At 72.2% G+C, this 16,733-nt stretch carries 12 protein-coding genes and 1 pseudogene; 4 read left to right on the top strand and 9 right to left on the bottom strand.

Annotation, left to right across the window (positions count from 1 at the left end):
• Positions 1–85 precede the first annotated feature (85 nt).
• Positions 86–1,103, top strand: a pseudogene (locus ACH4D3_RS02905) (carboxymuconolactone decarboxylase family protein).
• Between the two features lie 214 nt (positions 1,104–1,317).
• Positions 1,318–1,974: a hypothetical protein gene (locus tag ACH4D3_RS02900; protein ID WP_386901257.1), complete on the top strand. Its 657-nt coding sequence runs from the start codon at positions 1,318–1,320 to the stop codon at positions 1,972–1,974.
• Here ACH4D3_RS02900 and ACH4D3_RS02895 read toward each other — a convergent pair.
• From ACH4D3_RS02895 to ACH4D3_RS02860, 8 genes are all read right to left on the bottom strand, one after another.
• Positions 1,971–3,548 (bottom strand): NCS1 family nucleobase:cation symporter-1, encoded by a 1,578-nt coding sequence (locus ACH4D3_RS02895; protein WP_398315668.1) that lies wholly within the window; start codon positions 3,546–3,548, stop codon positions 1,971–1,973. The genes ACH4D3_RS02900 and ACH4D3_RS02895 overlap by 4 nt on opposite strands.
• Positions 3,549–3,657: 109 nt before the next feature.
• Positions 3,658–4,680 (bottom strand): TIGR03842 family LLM class F420-dependent oxidoreductase, encoded by a 1,023-nt coding sequence (locus ACH4D3_RS02890; RefSeq protein WP_398315666.1) that lies wholly within the window; start codon positions 4,678–4,680, stop codon positions 3,658–3,660.
• An 11-nt stretch (positions 4,681–4,691) separates the two neighbouring features.
• Entirely contained in the window at positions 4,692–6,095 is a 1,404-nt protein-coding gene (hydA, locus tag ACH4D3_RS02885) for a dihydropyrimidinase (protein WP_398315664.1), read from the bottom strand.
• 35 nt (positions 6,096–6,130) lie between these two features.
• Complete coding sequence (locus ACH4D3_RS02880; RefSeq protein WP_398315662.1) at positions 6,131–6,973, bottom strand: nitrilase-related carbon-nitrogen hydrolase; 843 nt, start codon at positions 6,971–6,973, stop codon at positions 6,131–6,133.
• A gap of 123 nt (positions 6,974–7,096) precedes the next feature.
• Positions 7,097–8,728 (bottom strand): PucR family transcriptional regulator, encoded by a 1,632-nt coding sequence (locus ACH4D3_RS02875; RefSeq protein WP_398315660.1) that lies wholly within the window; start codon positions 8,726–8,728, stop codon positions 7,097–7,099.
• Between the two features lie 39 nt (positions 8,729–8,767).
• Positions 8,768–10,051 carry an aspartate aminotransferase family protein gene (locus ACH4D3_RS02870; protein WP_398315658.1) on the bottom strand — a complete coding sequence of 428 codons (1,284 nt, stop codon included), beginning with the start codon at positions 10,049–10,051 and terminating at the stop codon, positions 8,768–8,770.
• Entirely contained in the window at positions 10,048–10,890 is an 843-nt protein-coding gene (locus ACH4D3_RS02865) for a nitrilase-related carbon-nitrogen hydrolase (RefSeq protein ID WP_398315657.1), read from the bottom strand. The genes ACH4D3_RS02870 and ACH4D3_RS02865 overlap by 4 nt, the downstream gene beginning before the upstream one ends.
• Positions 10,891–11,046: 156 nt before the next feature.
• Positions 11,047–11,298 (bottom strand): helix-turn-helix domain-containing protein, encoded by a 252-nt coding sequence (locus ACH4D3_RS02860; protein WP_087806210.1) that lies wholly within the window; start codon positions 11,296–11,298, stop codon positions 11,047–11,049.
• A gap of 97 nt (positions 11,299–11,395) precedes the next feature.
• On the opposite strand from ACH4D3_RS02860, the gene map reads away from it, so the two are divergent.
• Together map and ACH4D3_RS02850 are read left to right on the top strand one after the other, a co-directional pair.
• Positions 11,396–12,172: a type I methionyl aminopeptidase gene (map, locus tag ACH4D3_RS02855; protein WP_398315654.1), complete on the top strand. Its 777-nt coding sequence runs from the start codon at positions 11,396–11,398 to the stop codon at positions 12,170–12,172.
• 151 nt (positions 12,173–12,323) lie between these two features.
• A complete protein-coding gene (locus ACH4D3_RS02850) occupies positions 12,324–14,852 on the top strand; it encodes an ATP-dependent Clp protease ATP-binding subunit (protein ID WP_398315652.1) in 2,529 nt (842 codons plus the stop codon).
• On the opposite strand, the gene ggt is transcribed toward ACH4D3_RS02850, so the two are convergent.
• Positions 14,853–16,661, bottom strand: a complete 1,809-nt coding sequence (gene ggt / locus ACH4D3_RS02845; protein WP_398315650.1) for a gamma-glutamyltransferase — start codon at positions 16,659–16,661, stop codon at positions 14,853–14,855.
• Positions 16,662–16,733 lie beyond the last annotated feature (72 nt).

Genomic DNA, 16,733 nt, shown 5'->3' with positions numbered 1-16,733 from the left:
GCCCGGCCGGGCCCCGGCGGCGCAGTGCCAACCGCATCCGGCCGTACGACGACGGCGGGCACCCCGGCGGCGCACTCTGCTGCCCATGCCCACACCCTTCCGTCACACCGAACCGCTGCCCCCGAAGGCGGCCACCGGCCACGTCGCCGAGGTCTACGCACAGGCCGCGCGGGACTTCGGCATCCCGGAGCCCGCGCCCTTCGTGGCCCTCTCCTCCGCTCCCGCGCTGGTCGCCCCGGCCTGGGCGCTGATGCGCGAGTCCCTGCTCGCCGGTCCCGGCGACCGCACCGGCAAGGAGGTCGCCGCCTTCGGGGTGTCGCAGGCCAACAAGTGCCGGTTCTGCGTGGACGCGCACACCATGCTGCTGCACGCCACCGGCGACCACGCGCTGGCCGAACGGCTGGCCAGGGGGCAGGAGCCGGCGGACGAGCGGCACGCGCGCGTGCTCGACTGGTCGCGGCGCACCCGCGTTCCGGGTGCGGCGCGCGAGCCCCACCCGTTCCCGCCCGAGGAGGCTCCCGGCTACCTCGGCACCGTGCTGGCCTTCCACTTCATCAACCGCGTCGTGTCGTCCCTGGTGACCGAGACGCTGCTGCCGGCCGGCGCGCAACGCCTGCGCCCGGTGCGGAGCCTGGCGGGCCGCTCGCTGTCCCGCACCGTACGCCGAACGGCCGTGCCCGGCGCCTCCCTTCCCCTGCTGGACGACCCCGGCCGGGGACCGGCGTGGGCGGCGGGGACGCCGGTCGGCCCGGCGTACGCGGCGCTGGGCTCCGCCGCCCCCTTGGGCGCCGGTCTCCTCGACGCCGACGACCAGGACCTGGTGCGCGCCACGCTGCGCGACTGGGACGGCTCGCACCCGCCCCGCACGCCGGACCCGTTTCCCGACCGGAGGGAGCGGCCCGGCGCACGGCTGGCGCTGCTGGCCGCGCTCGCGCCGTACCGGATCACGGACGCGGACGTCGCGGCGTGGCGCCGGCCCGAGCACACCGACCACTGCCTGGTGCACCTCGTCGCGTACGGCGCGTTCGCCGCCGTGGACCGCATCGAGACGGCCCTGACCGCCCCGGCCGTTCGTCGCTCCACCCCCCCGGGAGACCTCATGACCGTCGCCGCCGACTTCCTGCTGTCGCCCTACCCGGGCCGTCCCCTGCCCGCCGGACGGCTCCCCGTACGGGAGGCGGCACCGCGCTCGTTCGTCTGCGTCACCGCGCGGCCACGCACCGAGTTCGCCCTTCCGCCCCACCGGGACTCGTGTGACACTGGCGTCCCGTCCGCAGTGCGGGCACCCTCCGCACCGTCCCCCACGAGAAGTGCGCCGTGCGTTCTCTTCCTCTGCCGCTCGCCCTGACCGCCCGTCTGGCGCCGGTCGCCGTGCTCGCCACGGCCGGCTGGGCGCTGTCGTCCGGGCCGGACACGTCACCCGCGGCGAAGGAGAAGACGCCGCCCGACACCACGAACAGATCGGCGTCCGCACCGGCGACGGAAGCGGCGACCAAGACGTACGCCACCGCACCGGCACCGTGCGAGAGCCTGGCCGACAAGACGGTCACCTCGCTGGTGCCGGGGGCCAAGGCGGCCGGCAAGGAGATCCCGTCCACGGACACCAAGGTGCGCCGCACCTGTTCCTGGAACGCGCTCAAGGGATACGACTACCGCTGGCTGGACGTCTCCTTCGAGGTGATGGCGACGGACGAGGCGGCGCAGAAGTCGTACAAGGAGCGCGTCGCCGACCGCAGCGGCGGCGGCGACGTGCCGGGACTCGGCGACGGCGCCTACTCCGTCGTCAACCTCACCACCGAGGACAAGCAGCAGACCCGCGAGGGCACGGTGCTGGTCCGCGCCGCCAACGCCCTGGTGATGATCACCTACAACGGCAGCGACTTCGAGTCGAAGAAGGCCCCCGGTACGACCGAGATCAACAAGGGCGCCATCAAGGCGGCCAAGGAGGCGGTGGCCGCCTTGCAGGACGGCTAGGGCCGGACGGCGGACTCGGCGGACTCGGCTGACTCGGCCGACTCGGCGGTCCCGGCTTCCGGACGCGTGGCGGGCAGCAGCATCAGGATCAGGTAGAGCGCCAGGGACGTGGCCAGGCCGACCGCCCAGCCGTAGTCGGCCAGCGGTTCGAGGAAGGGGACGGGGCGGCCGTCGACCAGCGGGTGGAAGTCGGCGCCGCCGACGGCCAGGACGCCGCCGACGACGAAGGCCAGCACCGCACGCCAGTTCCAGCCTCCCTCGTACCAGTAGCGTCCGCCCCTGCGGTACAGGTCGACGAGGTGCAGCCGGGCGCGGCGCAGGATCCAGTAGTCGGCGATGAGGATGCCGGCCACCGTACCGAGCAGCCCGCCGACCAGGCCGAGCCAGGTGAAGATGTAGCCCTGCGGGTCGGAGTACAGCTTCCACGGGAAGATCAGCACGGCCAGGACGGACGTGATCAGGGCGCCCGCCCGGAAACTGACCTTGCGCGGTGCGACGTTGGAGAAGTCGAAGGCCGGGGAGACCAGGTTGGCGGCGATGTTCACGGACAGGGTGGCCACCAGGACGGTGACCAGGGCGAAGAGCAGGCCCACCACGTTGTCCGTCTTCGCCGCGAGTTGTACCGGGTCCCAGATCGGTTCGCCGTACACGGCCTGGCTGCCGGAGGTGACCATCACGGAGAGGAAGGCGAACAGGGTCATCGTCGTGGGCAGGCCGAGGGCCTGGCCGCGGGTCTGGGCCTTCTGGCTCTTGCCGTAACGGGTGAAGTCCGGGATGTTGAGGGACAGTGTGGACCAGAAGCCGATCATGCCCATCAGGGACGGCCAGAACAGCTTCCAGAAGTCGCCGCCCCAGCCGAGCTTCGACGGCTGGTCGAAGAGCGGGCCGAAGCCTCCCGCCTTGTCGCTCATCCACCAGAGCATCACGAAGGCGCCGACGAGGACGAAGGGCGCGGCCCAGTTCTCGAAGCGGCGGATGGTCTCCATGCCGCGGTAGATGATGGCGACCTGGAGCGCCCAGAAGATGGCGAAGGACAGCCACATGGTCCAGGCGTGGCCGCCGAAGGTCCCCGCGTTCGTCCAGCCGTCGCCGATCAGCTTGCCGGCCAGGAAGTAGATCGCCTCGCCGCCGATCCAGGTCTGGATGCCGAACCAGCCGCACGCCACCAACGCCCGTACGACAGCTGGCAGGTTGGCGCCCCGGATGCCGAAGGAGGCGCGGGCGAACACCGGGAAGGGGATGCCGTACTTGGGTCCGGCGTGCCCGGTGAGCAGCATCGGGGCGAGCACGATCAGGTTGGCCAGGGCGATGGTGAACACCGCCTGCTTCCAGTCCATGCCGACCGCGATGAGCCCGGAGGCGAGCGTCCAGGAGGCCGTGTTGTGGGCCATGCCGACCCACAGGGCGGAGAAGTTGTACGTGGTCCAGGTGCGCTTGCCGACGGGTACCGGCAGCAGGTCCTCGTTGGCGTAGCGGCCGCTCGGCGGCGGGGAGCCCGGGGCGAGCTCCACGCGCCCGTCGGGGAGGGTGACTTGGGCGGACGGCGGTATGGCCGTGGGCGCGGTGTCGGTCATGGGCAGGCCAATCATGGGGTGGGACGGGAGAGGCCGTGCGGGCGGTGCCGAGGGGGGTGCGCGGGTGCGCCCAGGTGCCCGCCCCGTCGTGCGGGGCGGGCAGGGTGGGTCACGCGTTGACGGCCGGGATGACCTTCGTGCCGTAGGCGTCGATCACGGCTTCCTGCGCGTCGTGCATGTCGTACAGCGCGAACTGGTCGACGCCGAGGGCGCGCAGGGCGGTCAGCTTCTCGATGTGCTTCTCGACCGGCCCGATCAGACAGAACCGGTCGACGATCTCGTCCGGCACGAACTGCGTGTCCGGGTTTCCGCTGCGCCCGTGGTGGGCGTAGTCGTAGCCCTCGCGGGCCTTGATGTAGTCGGTGAGTTCGCCGGGGACGGCGCCGGTGTGGGCGCCGTACTTGGCGACCAGGTCGGCGACGTGGTTGCCGACCATGCCGCCGAACCAGCGGCACTGCTCGCGGGCGTGGGCGAGGGCCTCGGGCGAGTCGTCGGCGGTGACGTAGGCGGGCGCCGCGACGCAGACCGTCACCTCGGACGGGTCGCGTCCGGCGGCCTCGGCGGCGTCCCGGACGGCCTTGACCATGTACTCGGTGAGGTAGAGGTCGGCGAGCTGGAGGATGAAGCCGTCGGCCTCCTCGCCGGTCATCTTCAGCGCCTTGGGACCGTACGCGGCCATCCACACGGGGACTTCGGCGCCGGGCCTGGTCCAGGGGAACCGGACGACGGTGCCGCCGCCGAGGTCGGCCTCCTCTCCCCTGCCCAGCGCGCGGATGACCCTGATCGCCTCGCTTATGCGGGCGAGGGTGTTGGGCTTGCGTCCGGCCACCCGCATCGCGGAGTCGCCGCGGCCGATGCCGCAGACGGTGCGGTTGCCGAACATGTCGTTGAGGGTGGCGAAGGTGGAGGCGGTCACCTCCCAGGTGCGGGTGCCCGGGTTGGTGACCATCGGGCCGATCTTCAGTGTGCTGGTGTTGGCCAGGACCTGGCTGTAGATCACGAACGGCTCCTGCCACAGCACGGCGGAGTCGAAGGTCCAGCCGTGGCTGAAGCCGTTGCGCTCGGCCCGCTGCATCAGCTCCACGACGCGGGAGGCCGGCGGGTCGGTCTGCAGGACGAGTCCGAAGTCCATGGGCACCACTCCTAGTTCAGGTACTGACAGGTGGCGCGCGGGGTGTAGACGCCGTGGCCCTTGCGCCCGGTGTACTCCCGCTCGGTGACGACCGGTTCGCCGCGCGAGAGCACGGTCTCCACCCGGCCGGTGATCCGCCTGCCCTCGTACGCCGAGTAGTCGACGTTCATGTGGTGGGTCTCGGCCGAGAGGACCTGCTCGGCGTGCGGGTCGTAGACGACGATGTCGGCGTCGGCGCCGGGCGCGATGGTGCCCTTCTTCGGGTACAGGCCGAACATCCGGGCCGGGGTGGCGCAGGCGATCTCGATCCAGCGGCGGCGGCCGATGTGCCCGTCGACGACGGCCTGGTGGAGCAGGTCCATGCGATTCTCGACGCCCGGCATCCCGTTGGGGATCTTGGAGAAGTCGCCCCGGCCCAGCTCCTTCTGCCCGCTGAAGCAGAAGGGGCAGTGGTCGGTGGAGACCACCTGGAGGTCGTTGGTGCGCAGGCCCCGCCACAGCGCCGCCTGGTGTTCCTTCGGCCTGAGCGGGGTGCTGCACACGTACTTGGCGCCCTCGAAGTCGGGCTCGGCGAGGTTGTCGGTGGACAGGAACAGGTACTGGGGGCAGGTCTCGCCGAAGACCGGCAGCCCCTCGTCGCGGGCCCGGGTCAGTTCGGCCACCGCCTCGGTCGCCGAGACGTGCACGACGTACAGCGGCGCCCCGGCGACCTGGGCGAGCCTGATGGCGCGGTGGGTCGCCTCGGCCTCCAGCAGGGCCTTGCGGACCTCGCCGTGGAAGCGGGGGTCGGTCTCGCCGCGGGCGAGGGCCTGCTCGACGAGGACGTCGATGGCGATCCCGTTCTCGGCGTGCATCATGATCAGGCCGCCGTTCTCGGCGGCGCGCTGCATGGCGCGCAGGATCTGTCCGTCGTCGGAGTAGAAGACGCCGGGGTACGCCATGAACTGCTTGAAGGAGGTCACCCCCTCCTCCACCAGCAGGTCCATCTCCTTGAGCGTCTTCTCGTTGACGTCGGAGACGATCATGTGGAAGGCGTAGTCGATGGCGCAGTTGCCCTCGGCCTTGGCGTGCCAGGCGTCCAGGCCGGAGCGCAGGGAGCGGCCGACGCTCTGGATGGCGAAGTCGACGATGGTGGTCGTGCCGCCCCAGGCGGCGGCGCGGGTGCCGGTCTCGAAGGTGTCGGCGGCGTAGGTGCCGCCGAAGGGCATCTCCATGTGGGTGTGTCCGTCGACGCCGCCCGGGACGACGTACTTGCCGCTCGCGTCGATGACGTTCTCGGCGTTGAACGCCTCGGCGGCCGGGGTGCCGGTCGCGGCGAGGGCGGCGACGCGGCCGTCCTCGATCAGGACGTCGGCGTGGATCTCGTCGGAGGCGGTGATGACGAGGCCGCCGCGGATGACGGTACGGCTGCTCATGCTGCTGTTCCCTCCTGTCAGGGGCCCCGGTCGGATCAGGGCGCGGTCAGCGGGGAGTAGGCGCCCGGCGCGCGGTCGCGGTAGAACTGCCAGCGGTCGCGGACCTCGCGCAGCTTGGCCGTGTCGAGGTCGCGGACGACGAGTTCGGTCTCCTTGTCGCTCGCCACCTCGCCGACGAACTGCGCCTCGGGGTCGACGAAGTACGAGGTGCCGTAGAAGTCGTTGTCCCCCAGTTCCTCGACGCCGACGCGGTTGATGGCGCCGACGAAGTACTCGTTGGCGACGGCGGCGGCCGGCTGCTCCAGCTGCCACAGGTAGCCGGACAGGCCGCGCGAGGTGGCCGACGGGTTGAAGACGATCTCGGCGCCCGCCAGGCCCAGTGCCCGCCAGCCCTCGGGGAAGTGCCGGTCGTAGCAGATGTAGACGCCGACCTTGCCGACAGCGGTGTCGAAGACCGGCCAGCCGCTGTTGCCGGGGCGGAAGTAGAACTTCTCCCAGAAGCCGCGCACCTGCGGGATGTGCGTCTTGCGGTACTTGCCGAGGTAGGAGCCGTCCGCGTCGATGACGGCGGCGGTGTTGTAGAGAACGCCGGGCTGCTCCTCCTCGTACATGGGGAGCACCAGGACGATGCCGTGCTCGCGGGCGAGCCGCTGGAAGCGCTCCACGACCGGGCCGTCCGGGACGCGCTCGGCGTAGGCGTAGAACTCGGGGTCCTGGACCTGGCAGAAGTACGGTCCGTAGAACAGCTCCTGGAAGCACATGACCTGTGCGCCCTGGGCGGCGGCGTCGCGCACCGCCTGCTCGTGGACCTGGATCATCGATTCCTTGTCGCCCGTCCAGGCGGTCTGGAAGAGCGCGGCACGGATCACTCGGCTCATCTTCGGCCTCCACTCGCTCGAATCGCTCGCTGTGGCGCTCGGTGTACGGCGAGACTAGGGACGGGCGGTGGCCGAAATGAGTGGCACGGTGTCACGTCTGCGGGGGTCGGGCATTGCACGGTGTCACCCCTGTTGTGCGTCGTGGGCGAGGAGCGCGATGTGCACGGAGGCCGCCTGCTCGAAGTCGTCGAGGTCGACGCCGAGGCGGCCCTGTATGGCTTCCAGGCGCCGGTAGAGGGCGGGCCGGGAGACGTGGTGGAGCTGGGCGGTGCGGGACTTGTTGCGGCCGGTGGCGAGGTAGGTGCGCAGCACCGGCAGCAGGTCCTGGTCGGGGCCGCGCAGGAGGCCGTCCAGCTCGCGTTCGGCGAAGGACTGCACGTGCGGGTCGTCGCGCAGCAGCCGCACCAGGCCGCGCAGGTGGATGTCGCGCAGCCGCACGACCGGCGGCAGGTCCAGGGCGGTGGCCGCGGAGTCGGCGACCGCGTCGGCGACGTGCTGGGCCTCGCGCAGCCCGGCGGGTACGTCGGTCCAGTCGGCCCGGGCGTCGGCGGCGGCGACCACGGCGTGGGAGTTGTCCGGTTCCGCACGCAGCCGGGTCGCGAAGTGGGCGGTGAGGGCCCTGGCGTCCTGGTCGGGGGCGAGGCTGAGCAGGACGGCGACGTGGTCGTCGGCGAGGCGGGCGGCGAGGCCGGGCAGGCCCAGGCGCCGCAGTACCCGGGCCGGCCGGGCGGGCTCCCGCTCGCGGACGACGAGGGGGACGAAGACGCGCCGGTTGACGGGCAGCCCGGCGGCGCGGGCCCGGGGCAGCAGTTGCCGCGCCGGTACCGCCCCGCTGACCAGGTCGGTGAGCAGGCTCCGCGCGGCCTGCTCCTCCCAGGAGTCCCAGGAGTGCCGGGAGTCACGGGAGCCCGCGGGAACACCCGTGTGCGTGCCGTCACCGGCGAGCATGCGGTGCAGGACGAGCGCCTCGGCCGCGCGGTCGGCGAGCAGGCGTCCGGCGGCCCGCTCGCCCCGGTAGCCGCACAGCACCAGGCGCCCCCAGCCCTCCCCCCGGCAGGTCAGTTCGGCCCGGACCCAGCCGTCGGCCGAGCCGGCCCCGGCCTGGCGGGCGATGCGCTCCCAGTCCCGCAGTACGTCGTCGACGGCGGACCGCTCGCCCGCCGTGGCGAGGACGCGGTGGGCGAGGTTGGTGACGACGACGGGGCAGCCGGCGTGCCGGGCCACCTCGTCGAGCAGGCGCTGCACCGGGGCGCCCGCGGTGATCAGGCCGGTCAGTTCGGTGCGTACGGCCTCGGAGAGGCTGACGGCGGCGAACTTGCGGCGCAGCAGCCGGGACTGCACCTCCTCGGTCAGTTCGGCGAAGGGGAAGGGCCGGTGCAGCACGACCATGGGCAGCCCGCAGCGTTCGGCCGCGCTGCGCATCACCTCGGGCGGGGCGGGGAAGGCGCGGCCGAGGCCGAGCACGACGGCGGCGGCCTCGGCCCGGTCCAGTGAACGGATGTACTCCCCCTGCCCGTCCTCGTCACCGGCAAGCAGCACGCCGGTGGTGAGGACCATCTCGCCGCCGCTGAGCATTACGCCGACGTCGGCGGCCTCGGCGACGTGCACCCAGCGCACCGGCCGGTCGAGGCGGTGTGCTCCGGCCACCACCTCGGGCTGTCCGGCCCGCACCCGTTCGAGGCCGAGGACCTGACGTACCGACAGGGCGGGTTCCCAGGGCTGCTGGGCCGGTGTCTGCGGGGTGGTCGTGGTCATGGCGGCCTCTCCTGGGCTCGGCACGCGGTGATCAGCCGATCAGATGCTCCGCAGGGCGCGTTCGAGGATCGCGGCGCCCTCCTCGGCCTCCGCGACGGTGAGGGACATCGGCGGGGCGACGCGCAGGACGCTGGTGCTGTGGCCGCCGCCCTTGCCGACGAGCAGCCCGCCGGCGCGGGCCTCCTCCAGTACGGTGGACGCCGCCTCGGGGTCGGCCTCGTCGGTGCCGGGCCGGGTCAGCTCGACGCCGATCATCAGCCCGCGCCCGCGCACCTCGCGCACGTGCGGCACCTGGGCGGCGACGGCGCGCAGCCGTTCGATGAGCAGTCCGCCGACGCGCCGGGCGTTGCCCTGGAGGTCGTGCTCCAGGAGGTGGTTGAGGTTGGCGAGGCCCGCGGCCATGGTGACCTGGGTGCCGCCGAAGGTGGAGATGCTGTTGGCGTCCAGGCAGTTCATGATCTCGGCGCGGGCGACGACACCGCCGATCGACATGCCGTTGCCGATGCCCTTGGCGAAGGTGACGATGTCGGGCGGGCCGCTCCTTGCGTGGGCCTGCCAGCCCCAGAAGTGCTCGCCGGTGCGGCCCCAGCCGGTCTGCACCTCGTCGGAGATCCACAGGATGCCCCGCTCGTGCAGCACCTCGCGGAAGGCGGCGTACAGGCCGTCCGGCGGGGAGGTGAAGCCGCCGACGCCCTGGACGGGTTCGGCGATCAGGGCGGCGGGGGCGCGGGTGTGGCCGAGCAGGTCCAACAGGTCGGCGACGCAGGCGTCGATGAAGTCCCGGTCGTCCAGGTCCGCGTAGGGCCCGCGGGTGCGGACGCCGCCGTGCACGTACAGGGTCTGGAGCGGGGACAGGGAGGTCGGGGACCAGCCGCGGTTGCCGGTGATGCCGACGGCGCTGAAGGAGCGGCCGTGGTAGCTGTTGCGCATCGCCAGGATCGCGTTGCTGCGCCGGTACGCGGTGGCGAGCAGCAGGGCGGTGTCGTTGGCCTCGGTGCCGGAGGTGGTGAAGAAGACGCGGGCGTCGGGGATGCCGGACAGCTGGGCGACGCGTTCGGCGAGTTCGACCATCGGCCGGTTGAGGTAGAGGGTCGAGGAGTGGACGATCCGTCCGGCCTGCTCGGCGACGGCCTTGGTGACCTCGGGCAGGGCGTGCGCGGTCATCGTGGTGAGGATGCCGCCGAAGAAGTCGAGGTACTTGTTTCCTTCGGCGTCCCAGACGTGCCGGCCCTCGCCGTGGGTGATCTCCAGCGGGTCCTCGTAGTAGAGGGCGAGCCAGTCGGGCAGGACGGCGCGGTGGCGGGCGAAGAGGTCACGGGTCACGGCCGCACCAGCCCTTCGTAGGCGTCGGGCCGGCGGTCGCGGTAGAAGGCCCACTGCTGCCGTACCTCGTCGATGAGGTCGAAGTCCAGGTCGCGGACGAGGAGTTCCTCCTTGCTGTCGCTGGCGACGTCGCCGACGAACTGCCCGCGGGGGTCCACGAAGTAGGACGTGCCGTAGAAGTCGTTGTCGCCGTACTCCTCGACGCCGACCCGGTTGATGGCGGCGACGAAGTACTCGTTGGCGACGGCCGCGGCGGGCTGTTCGAGCCGCCACAGGTGTGCGGAGAGGCCGCGGTGGGTGGCCGAGGGGTTGTAGACGAGCTGGGCACCGCCGAGGCCGAGTTGGCGCCAGCCCTCGGGGAAGTGCCGGTCGTAGCAGATGTAGACGGCGACCTTGCCGACGGCGGTGTCGAAGACGGGCCAGCCGACGTTGCCGGGGCGGAAGTAGAACTTCTCCCAGAAACCCTTGACCTGCGGGATGTGGTGCTTGCGGTAGGTGCCGAGGACGGTGCCGTCGGCGTCGATCACGGCCGCGGTGTTGTAGTAGAAGCCGGACTGCTCGACCTCGAAGACGGGGACGACGATCACCATGCCGGTCTCGCGGGCGAGGGTCTGCATGCGGCGGACGGTGGGGCCGTCGGGCACGGGCTCGGCCCAGCGGTAGTGCTCGGGGTCCTGGACCTGGCAGAAGTAGGGGGCGTTGAACACCTCCTGGAACCCGATGACCCGCGCGCCCCGCCGGGCGGCCTCCCGGGCGTGCTCCTCGTGTTTCGCCACCATGGACTCGGTGTCGCCGGTCCAGGTGGCCTGGACGAGAGCGGCACGTACGACGTTGGCCATGAGCTGCTCCTTCGACACGACGTCAGAGCCTCTACGCCCGTAGAGCAGGCCGTAGAGGGACGAACGTAAGCCTGGCCGGACGGGCTTGCCAAGACCATCGTCGTCAAGGCGCGGTGTCGATCACGTTTCGCACTCCTGTGGGTGAGTGCGGGTGCCTCAGGCCGGCACGGGCGCGCACCTGCCCACCAGCTCGTCCATGGACAGCCCCAGCGCGGCGGCCAGTGCGGCCACCGTGAAGAACGCCGGGGTGGGTGCCCGGCCGGTCTCGATCTTGCGGAGGGTCTCGGCGGAGATTCCGGCCTGGGCGGCCACCGCCGTCATGCTCCGCTCACCGCGGGCCGCGCGCAGCAGGCGGCCGAGCTGCTCGCCGCGCTCGCGCTCTTCGGGGGTCAGAGGGGTGCGTACCATGCCGTCATTCTAATACCGGTTTCCCGTACCGGCCCCGGGTGTGCCGCACATCGCGCCGGGTCGCGAACCCAATTCAAATACCGGTATAGTAATTGGCATGGTGGAACTGAAGACGGACACATCGATCGACGCCATGCACGCGGCCGGCCAGGTCGTCGCGCGCGCCCTGACCGCCGTACGGCGGGCCGCGGACGTGGGCGTGTCCCTACTGGAGCTGGACGCGGTCGCGCACGGGGTGCTGCGGGAGGCGGGCGCGGGCTCGCCGTTCCTCGGGTACCGGCCCTCCTTCGCGCCGACGCCCTTCCCGGGCGTCATCTGCGCCTCGGTGAACGACGCGATCGTGCACGGCATCCCGGACGGCTACCGCCTGCGGGACGGAGACCTCGTCTCCATCGACTGCGGCGCCCTCCTGGACGGCTGGGCGGGCGACTCGGCGCTCAGCTTCGTGGTGGGCACCCCGCGCCCGGCCGACGTCACGCTGATCGAGACCGCGGAGCGGGCCCTGGAGGCGGGGATCGGGGCGGCCGTGGTCGGCAACCGCATCGGCGACATCGCGCACGCCATCGGCACCGTGTGCCGGGCCGGCGGCTACGGGATCATGGAGGACTTCGGCGGCCACGGCATCGGCCGGCACATGCACGAGGACCCGGGGGTGCCCAACGAGGGCCGCCCGGGACGCGGGCTCCCGCTTCGGCACGGCATGGTCCTCGCCATCGAGCCGATGCTGACCGCCGGCGGCCGGGACGACTACCACGCGGCCGCCGACGGCTGGACCCTGCGCACGAACGACGGCTCCCGGGCCGCGCACGTGGAGCACACGGTGGCGATCACGGACAGCGGCCCGCGCGTCCTGACGTCGAGGGACGGCCTCTGAGCGACTGGGCGGCCGGGGCGGGCCCCGCGCCCCGCCCGGGTTCCCGGCATGCCCGGTGGAACAGAACGTGTCATGTTGGGCATGACCGCACGTCTGCCGGGTTACCCGGCCCCGGCACGTCGATCAGCGATGCAGCGGAGGTCCGTACACCATGACCAGCGGCTACATGGGCCCGGAGGGCGACCCGTTCGCGGAATTCCTGGCACGCTTCTTCGGCGGGCCCAAGCCCCGTCAGATCGACATCGGCCGACTGCTCAGCCAGCCGGCCCGGGAGCTGGTGCGCGGCGCCGCCCAGTACGCCGCCGAGCACGGCAGCCGGGACCTGGACACCGAGCACCTGCTGCGGGCCGCGCTGTCCACCGAGCCGACCCGGGGGCTGCTCAGCCGGGCCGGTGCCGACCCCGACTCGCTGGCCTCGCAGATCGACGAGCGGACCGGACCCGTGCAGCACCCGCCGGGCGAGGTCCCGCCGCCCACGTCGCTCTCGCTCACCCCGGCCGTCAAGCGCGCCCTGCTGGACGCGCACGAGCTGGCCCGCTCCACCGGCACCGGGTACATCGGCCCGGAGCACGTGCTCAGCGCCCTGGCCGCCAACCCGGACTCGGCCGCCGGGCACATCCTGAACGCGGCCCGGTTCGCGCCCTCGAACCTGCCCACGGAGACGCCGGAGGCCGCGAAGGGCCGCACCGAGAGCGCCCGGACCACGAACACGCCGACCCTCGACAAGTACGGCCGCGACCTCACCGATCTGGCCCAGCAGGGCCGGATCGACCCGGTGATCGGGCGCGAGGAGGAGATCGAGCAGACCGTCGAGGTGCTCTCCCGGCGGGGCAAGAACAACCCCGTCCTGATCGGTGACGCCGGCGTCGGCAAGACCGCGATCGTGGAGGGTCTCGCCCAGCGCATCACCGACGGCGACGTGCCCGACGTGCTGATCGGACGCCGGGTGGTCGCGCTCGACCTGACCGGCGTCGTCGCGGGCACCCGCTACCGGGGCGACTTCGAGGAGCGGATGAACAACATCGTGGGCGAGATCCGCGCCCACTCCGACGAGCTGATCATCTTCATCGACGAGCTGCACACCGTCGTCGGCGCCGGTGGCGGCGGCGAGAGCGGGTCGATGGACGCCGGGAACATCCTCAAGCCGGCCCTGGCCCGCGGCGAGCTGCACATCGTGGGCGCCACCACGCTGGAGGAGTACCGCAGGATCGAGAAGGACGCGGCCCTCGCCCGCCGCTTCCAGCCGATCCTGGTGCCGGAGCCCACCACCGCCGACGCGATCGAGATCCTGCGCGGCCTGCGCGACCGCTACGAGGCCCACCACCAGGTCCGCTACACCGACGAGGCGCTGGTCGCGGCCGTGGAGATGTCCGACCGCTACCTCACCGACCGGCGGCTGCCCGACAAGGCGATCGACCTGATCGACCAGGCGGGCGCCCGCGTCCGGCTCCAGTCCCGGACCAAGGGCACCGACGTCCGCGCCCTGGAGCGCGAGGTCGACCAGCTCGTCCGGGACAAGGACCAGGCGGTCTCGGACGAGCAGTACGAGCAGGCGACGCAGCTGCGCGACCGGATCGTGGAGCTGAAGCAGCGGATCACCGAGGCCACCGGCGACGGACAGGCCGACGAGGGGCTCGACCTGGTCGTGGACACCGAGTCCATCGCCGAGGTGGTCTCCCGCCAGACCGGCATCCCGGTCAGCAGCCTCACCCAGGAGGAGAAGGACCGCCTGCTGGGCCTGGAATCCCATCTGCACGAACGGGTCGTCGGCCAGGACGAGGCGGTACGGGTCGTCTCCGACGCCGTACTGCGCTCCCGCGCCGGACTCTCCAGCCCGGACCGGCCCATCGGCAGCTTCCTCTTCCTCGGCCCGACCGGCGTCGGCAAGACCGAGCTGGCCCGGGCACTGGCCGAGGCGCTGTTCGGCAGCGAGGACCGGATGGTCCGCCTCGACATGAGCGAGTACCAGGAGCGCCACACCGTCAGCCGCCTGGTCGGCGCCCCGCCCGGCTACGTCGGGCACGAGGAGGCCGGTCAGCTCACCGAGGTGGTGCGCCGCCACCCGTACTCGCTGCTCCTGCTGGACGAGGTGGAGAAGGCCCACCCGGACGTTTTCAACATCCTGCTCCAGGTCCTGGACGACGGGCGGCTGACCGACTCGCAGGGCCGCACCGTGGACTTCTCCAACGCGGTCGTCGTGATGACCAGCAACCTGGGCTCCGACGTGATCACCCGGCGCGGCGCCGGGATCGGCTTCGGCTCGGGCGGCGCGGAGGCCGACGAGGAGGCCCGGCGCGAGCAGGTGCTGCGCCCGCTGCGCGAGCACTTCCGCCCCGAGTTCCTCAACCGCGTCGACGAGATCGTGGTCTTCCGCCAGCTCAGCGGCGAGCAGCTGCGACAGATCACCAGCCTGCTCCTGGAGCAGACCCGCCGCATGGTGCACGCGCAGGGCATCACCGTCGACTTCACCGACGCGGCCGTGGACTGGCTCGCCGAGCGCGGCTACCAGCCCGAGTACGGCGCCCGCCCGCTGCGCCGCACCATCCAGCGCGAGGTGGACAACGAGCTGTCCCGGCTGCTGCTGGACGGGCGGGTCACCGAGGGCGGCCGGGTGACGGTCGACGTCGAGGACGGGCGGCTGGCGTTCCGGACGCCGCAGCGGCCCGTCCCCGAACTCTGACTACCTCTGCCGCACCGGCCGGACCACCATCGCCGAGCCGCCGCCGCGCCGTTCCTTCTCGGCGGCGGCCAGCCACTTCCCGTTCGCCAGGCGCTGTACGGCGGTCGCGGCGCCGATCTCGGGGTTGAGCTTGAAGGAGTGCCCGAGGGCCTCCAGCTCCGCCCGGGTGCCGCTGTCGTAGAGACCCGGTTCCAGCTCGGTCTGCGCGGCGTTGCGCTGGCTGGCGCGCGGCGCGGCGATCGCGTCGACGAGCGGGAGCCCGCGGTCGAGGAAGCCGGTGAGGGTCTGGAGGACGGTGGTGATGATGGTGGCGCCGCCGGGCGAGCCGAGGGCCACCACCGGCTTGTGGTGCCGGTCCAGGACGATCGTCGGGGCGATCGAGGAACGGGGGCGCTTGCCGGGACCGGGCAGGTTCGGGTCGTGCACGGCCGGGTTGGCCGGGGCGAAGGAGAAGTCCGTCAGCTCGTTGTTGAGCAGGAAGCCGCGACCCGGCACGGTGATGCCGCTGCCGCCGGTCTGCTCGATGGTCAGCGTGTAGGCGACGACGTTGCCCCACTTGTCGGCCACCGTGAGGTGCGTGGTGTTCTCGCCCTCGTACGTCGTCGGCGCCGCCGTGCCGCCGCCCGCGCAGCCGGCCGGGTGCCTCGGGTCGCCGGGCGCGAGGGGGCTGGTGAGCACCGCGTCGTCCTTGATCAGGCACTCGCGCGAGTCGGCGTACCGCTGGGACAGCAGCTCCTGCGCCGGTACGTCCTCGAAGGCGGGGTCGCCGACCCAGCGCCCCCGGTCCGCGAACGCGATGCGGCTGGCCTCGATGTAGCGGTGCAGGTAGCCGGCCTTGTCCGCGGTGGAGAGGTCGGTGCGCTCCAGGATGTTGAGGGCCTCGCCGACGGTGGTGCCGCCGGAGGAGGAGGGCGCGATGGAGTACACGTTCAGGCCGCGGTAGCCGGTCCTCGTCGGCGCCTGGAGCTTGGCCTCGTAGGCCGCGAGGTCCTTGGCGGACAGGTCGCCGGGACGCGCGTTCCAGCCCGAGTCCGGGTCGACGGGCGGCTTGTTGACGGTGTCGACGATGTCCTCGCCCAGTTCGCCGTGGTAGATCGCACCGACGCCCTTGCGGCCCAGCTCCTGGTACGTGCGTGCCAGGTCCGGGTTCTTGAACGTGGCGCCGACGGCGGGGAGTTCACCGCCGGGCAGGAACAGCTCGGCGGTGTCGGGGAAGTGGCGGAACCGCTGCTCGTTGGCGGCGGTCTGGGAGCGGAAGGTCTTGTCGACGGTGAAGCCGTGCCGGGCCAGCCGCTCGGCGGGCTCTAGCACGGACGAAAGCTTGCGGCTGCCCCACCGGTCGAGGGCGGTCTGCCAGGTCGCGGGGGTGCCCGGGGTGCCGACGGCCAGTCCGCTGGTGACGGCGTCGGCGAAGGCCAGCGGCTCGCCGTTCTCCGTGAAGAGCTTCTCGTCGGCGGTGAGCGGCGCGGTCTCGCGGCCGTCGATGGTGCGTACCGTGCGGGACTTGGCGTCGTAGTACACGAAGTAGCCGCCGCCTCCCACCCCGGCGGAGTAGGGCTCGGTGACACCGAGCGCGGCGGCGGTGGCCACCGCGGCGTCGACGGCGTTGCCGCCCTTGCGGAGCACTTCGATGCCGGCGGCGGAGGCGTCCCGGTCGACGCTGGAGACCGCGCCGCCGTATCCGACGGCGACCGGGGTCTTCGGAGCGGGCCGATGCTGGGCCGTGGGCGGCGCGGCCGCTCCCACCGACACCACCACGGCGGCCGAGACCGCCAGGACCGTCAGATTCCGTGCGACAGGGCGACGCATCCGCACCTCCAGGGAAAGGCCGTTCGGGCAGCTTAGTTGAACGTCATGGCCGCGTCAGGAGCACCCGACGAG

Source organism: Streptomyces sp. NPDC018026 (assembly GCF_044327745.1).
GTDB lineage: Bacteria > Actinomycetota > Actinomycetes > Streptomycetales > Streptomycetaceae > Streptomyces > Streptomyces rubrogriseus.
This window is presented reverse-complemented; position numbering and strand designations above follow the sequence as displayed.

Excerpts from the sequence above, each read along its gene's own strand:
- ACH4D3_RS02875 (WP_398315660.1), bottom strand. The coding sequence starts at position 8,728 with ATGACCACGACCACCCCGCAGACACCGGCCCAGCAGCCCTGGGAACCC.
- ACH4D3_RS02865 (WP_398315657.1), bottom strand. The coding sequence starts at position 10,890 with ATGGCCAACGTCGTACGTGCCGCTCTCGTCCAGGCCACCTGGACCGGC.
- ggt (WP_398315650.1), bottom strand. The coding sequence starts at position 16,661 with ATGCGTCGCCCTGTCGCACGGAATCTGACGGTCCTGGCGGTCTCGGCC.
- ACH4D3_RS02860 (WP_087806210.1), bottom strand. The coding sequence starts at position 11,298 with ATGGTACGCACCCCTCTGACCCCCGAAGAGCGCGAGCGCGGCGAGCAG.
- map (WP_398315654.1), top strand. The coding sequence starts at position 11,396 with ATGGTGGAACTGAAGACGGACACATCGATCGACGCCATGCACGCGGCC.
- ACH4D3_RS02880 (WP_398315662.1), bottom strand. The coding sequence starts at position 6,973 with ATGAGCCGAGTGATCCGTGCCGCGCTCTTCCAGACCGCCTGGACGGGC.
- ACH4D3_RS02850 (WP_398315652.1), top strand. The coding sequence starts at position 12,324 with ATGACCAGCGGCTACATGGGCCCGGAGGGCGACCCGTTCGCGGAATTC.
- hydA (WP_398315664.1), bottom strand. The coding sequence starts at position 6,095 with ATGAGCAGCCGTACCGTCATCCGCGGCGGCCTCGTCATCACCGCCTCC.
- ACH4D3_RS02895 (WP_398315668.1), bottom strand. The coding sequence starts at position 3,548 with ATGACCGACACCGCGCCCACGGCCATACCGCCGTCCGCCCAAGTCACC.
- ACH4D3_RS02890 (WP_398315666.1), bottom strand. The coding sequence starts at position 4,680 with ATGGACTTCGGACTCGTCCTGCAGACCGACCCGCCGGCCTCCCGCGTC.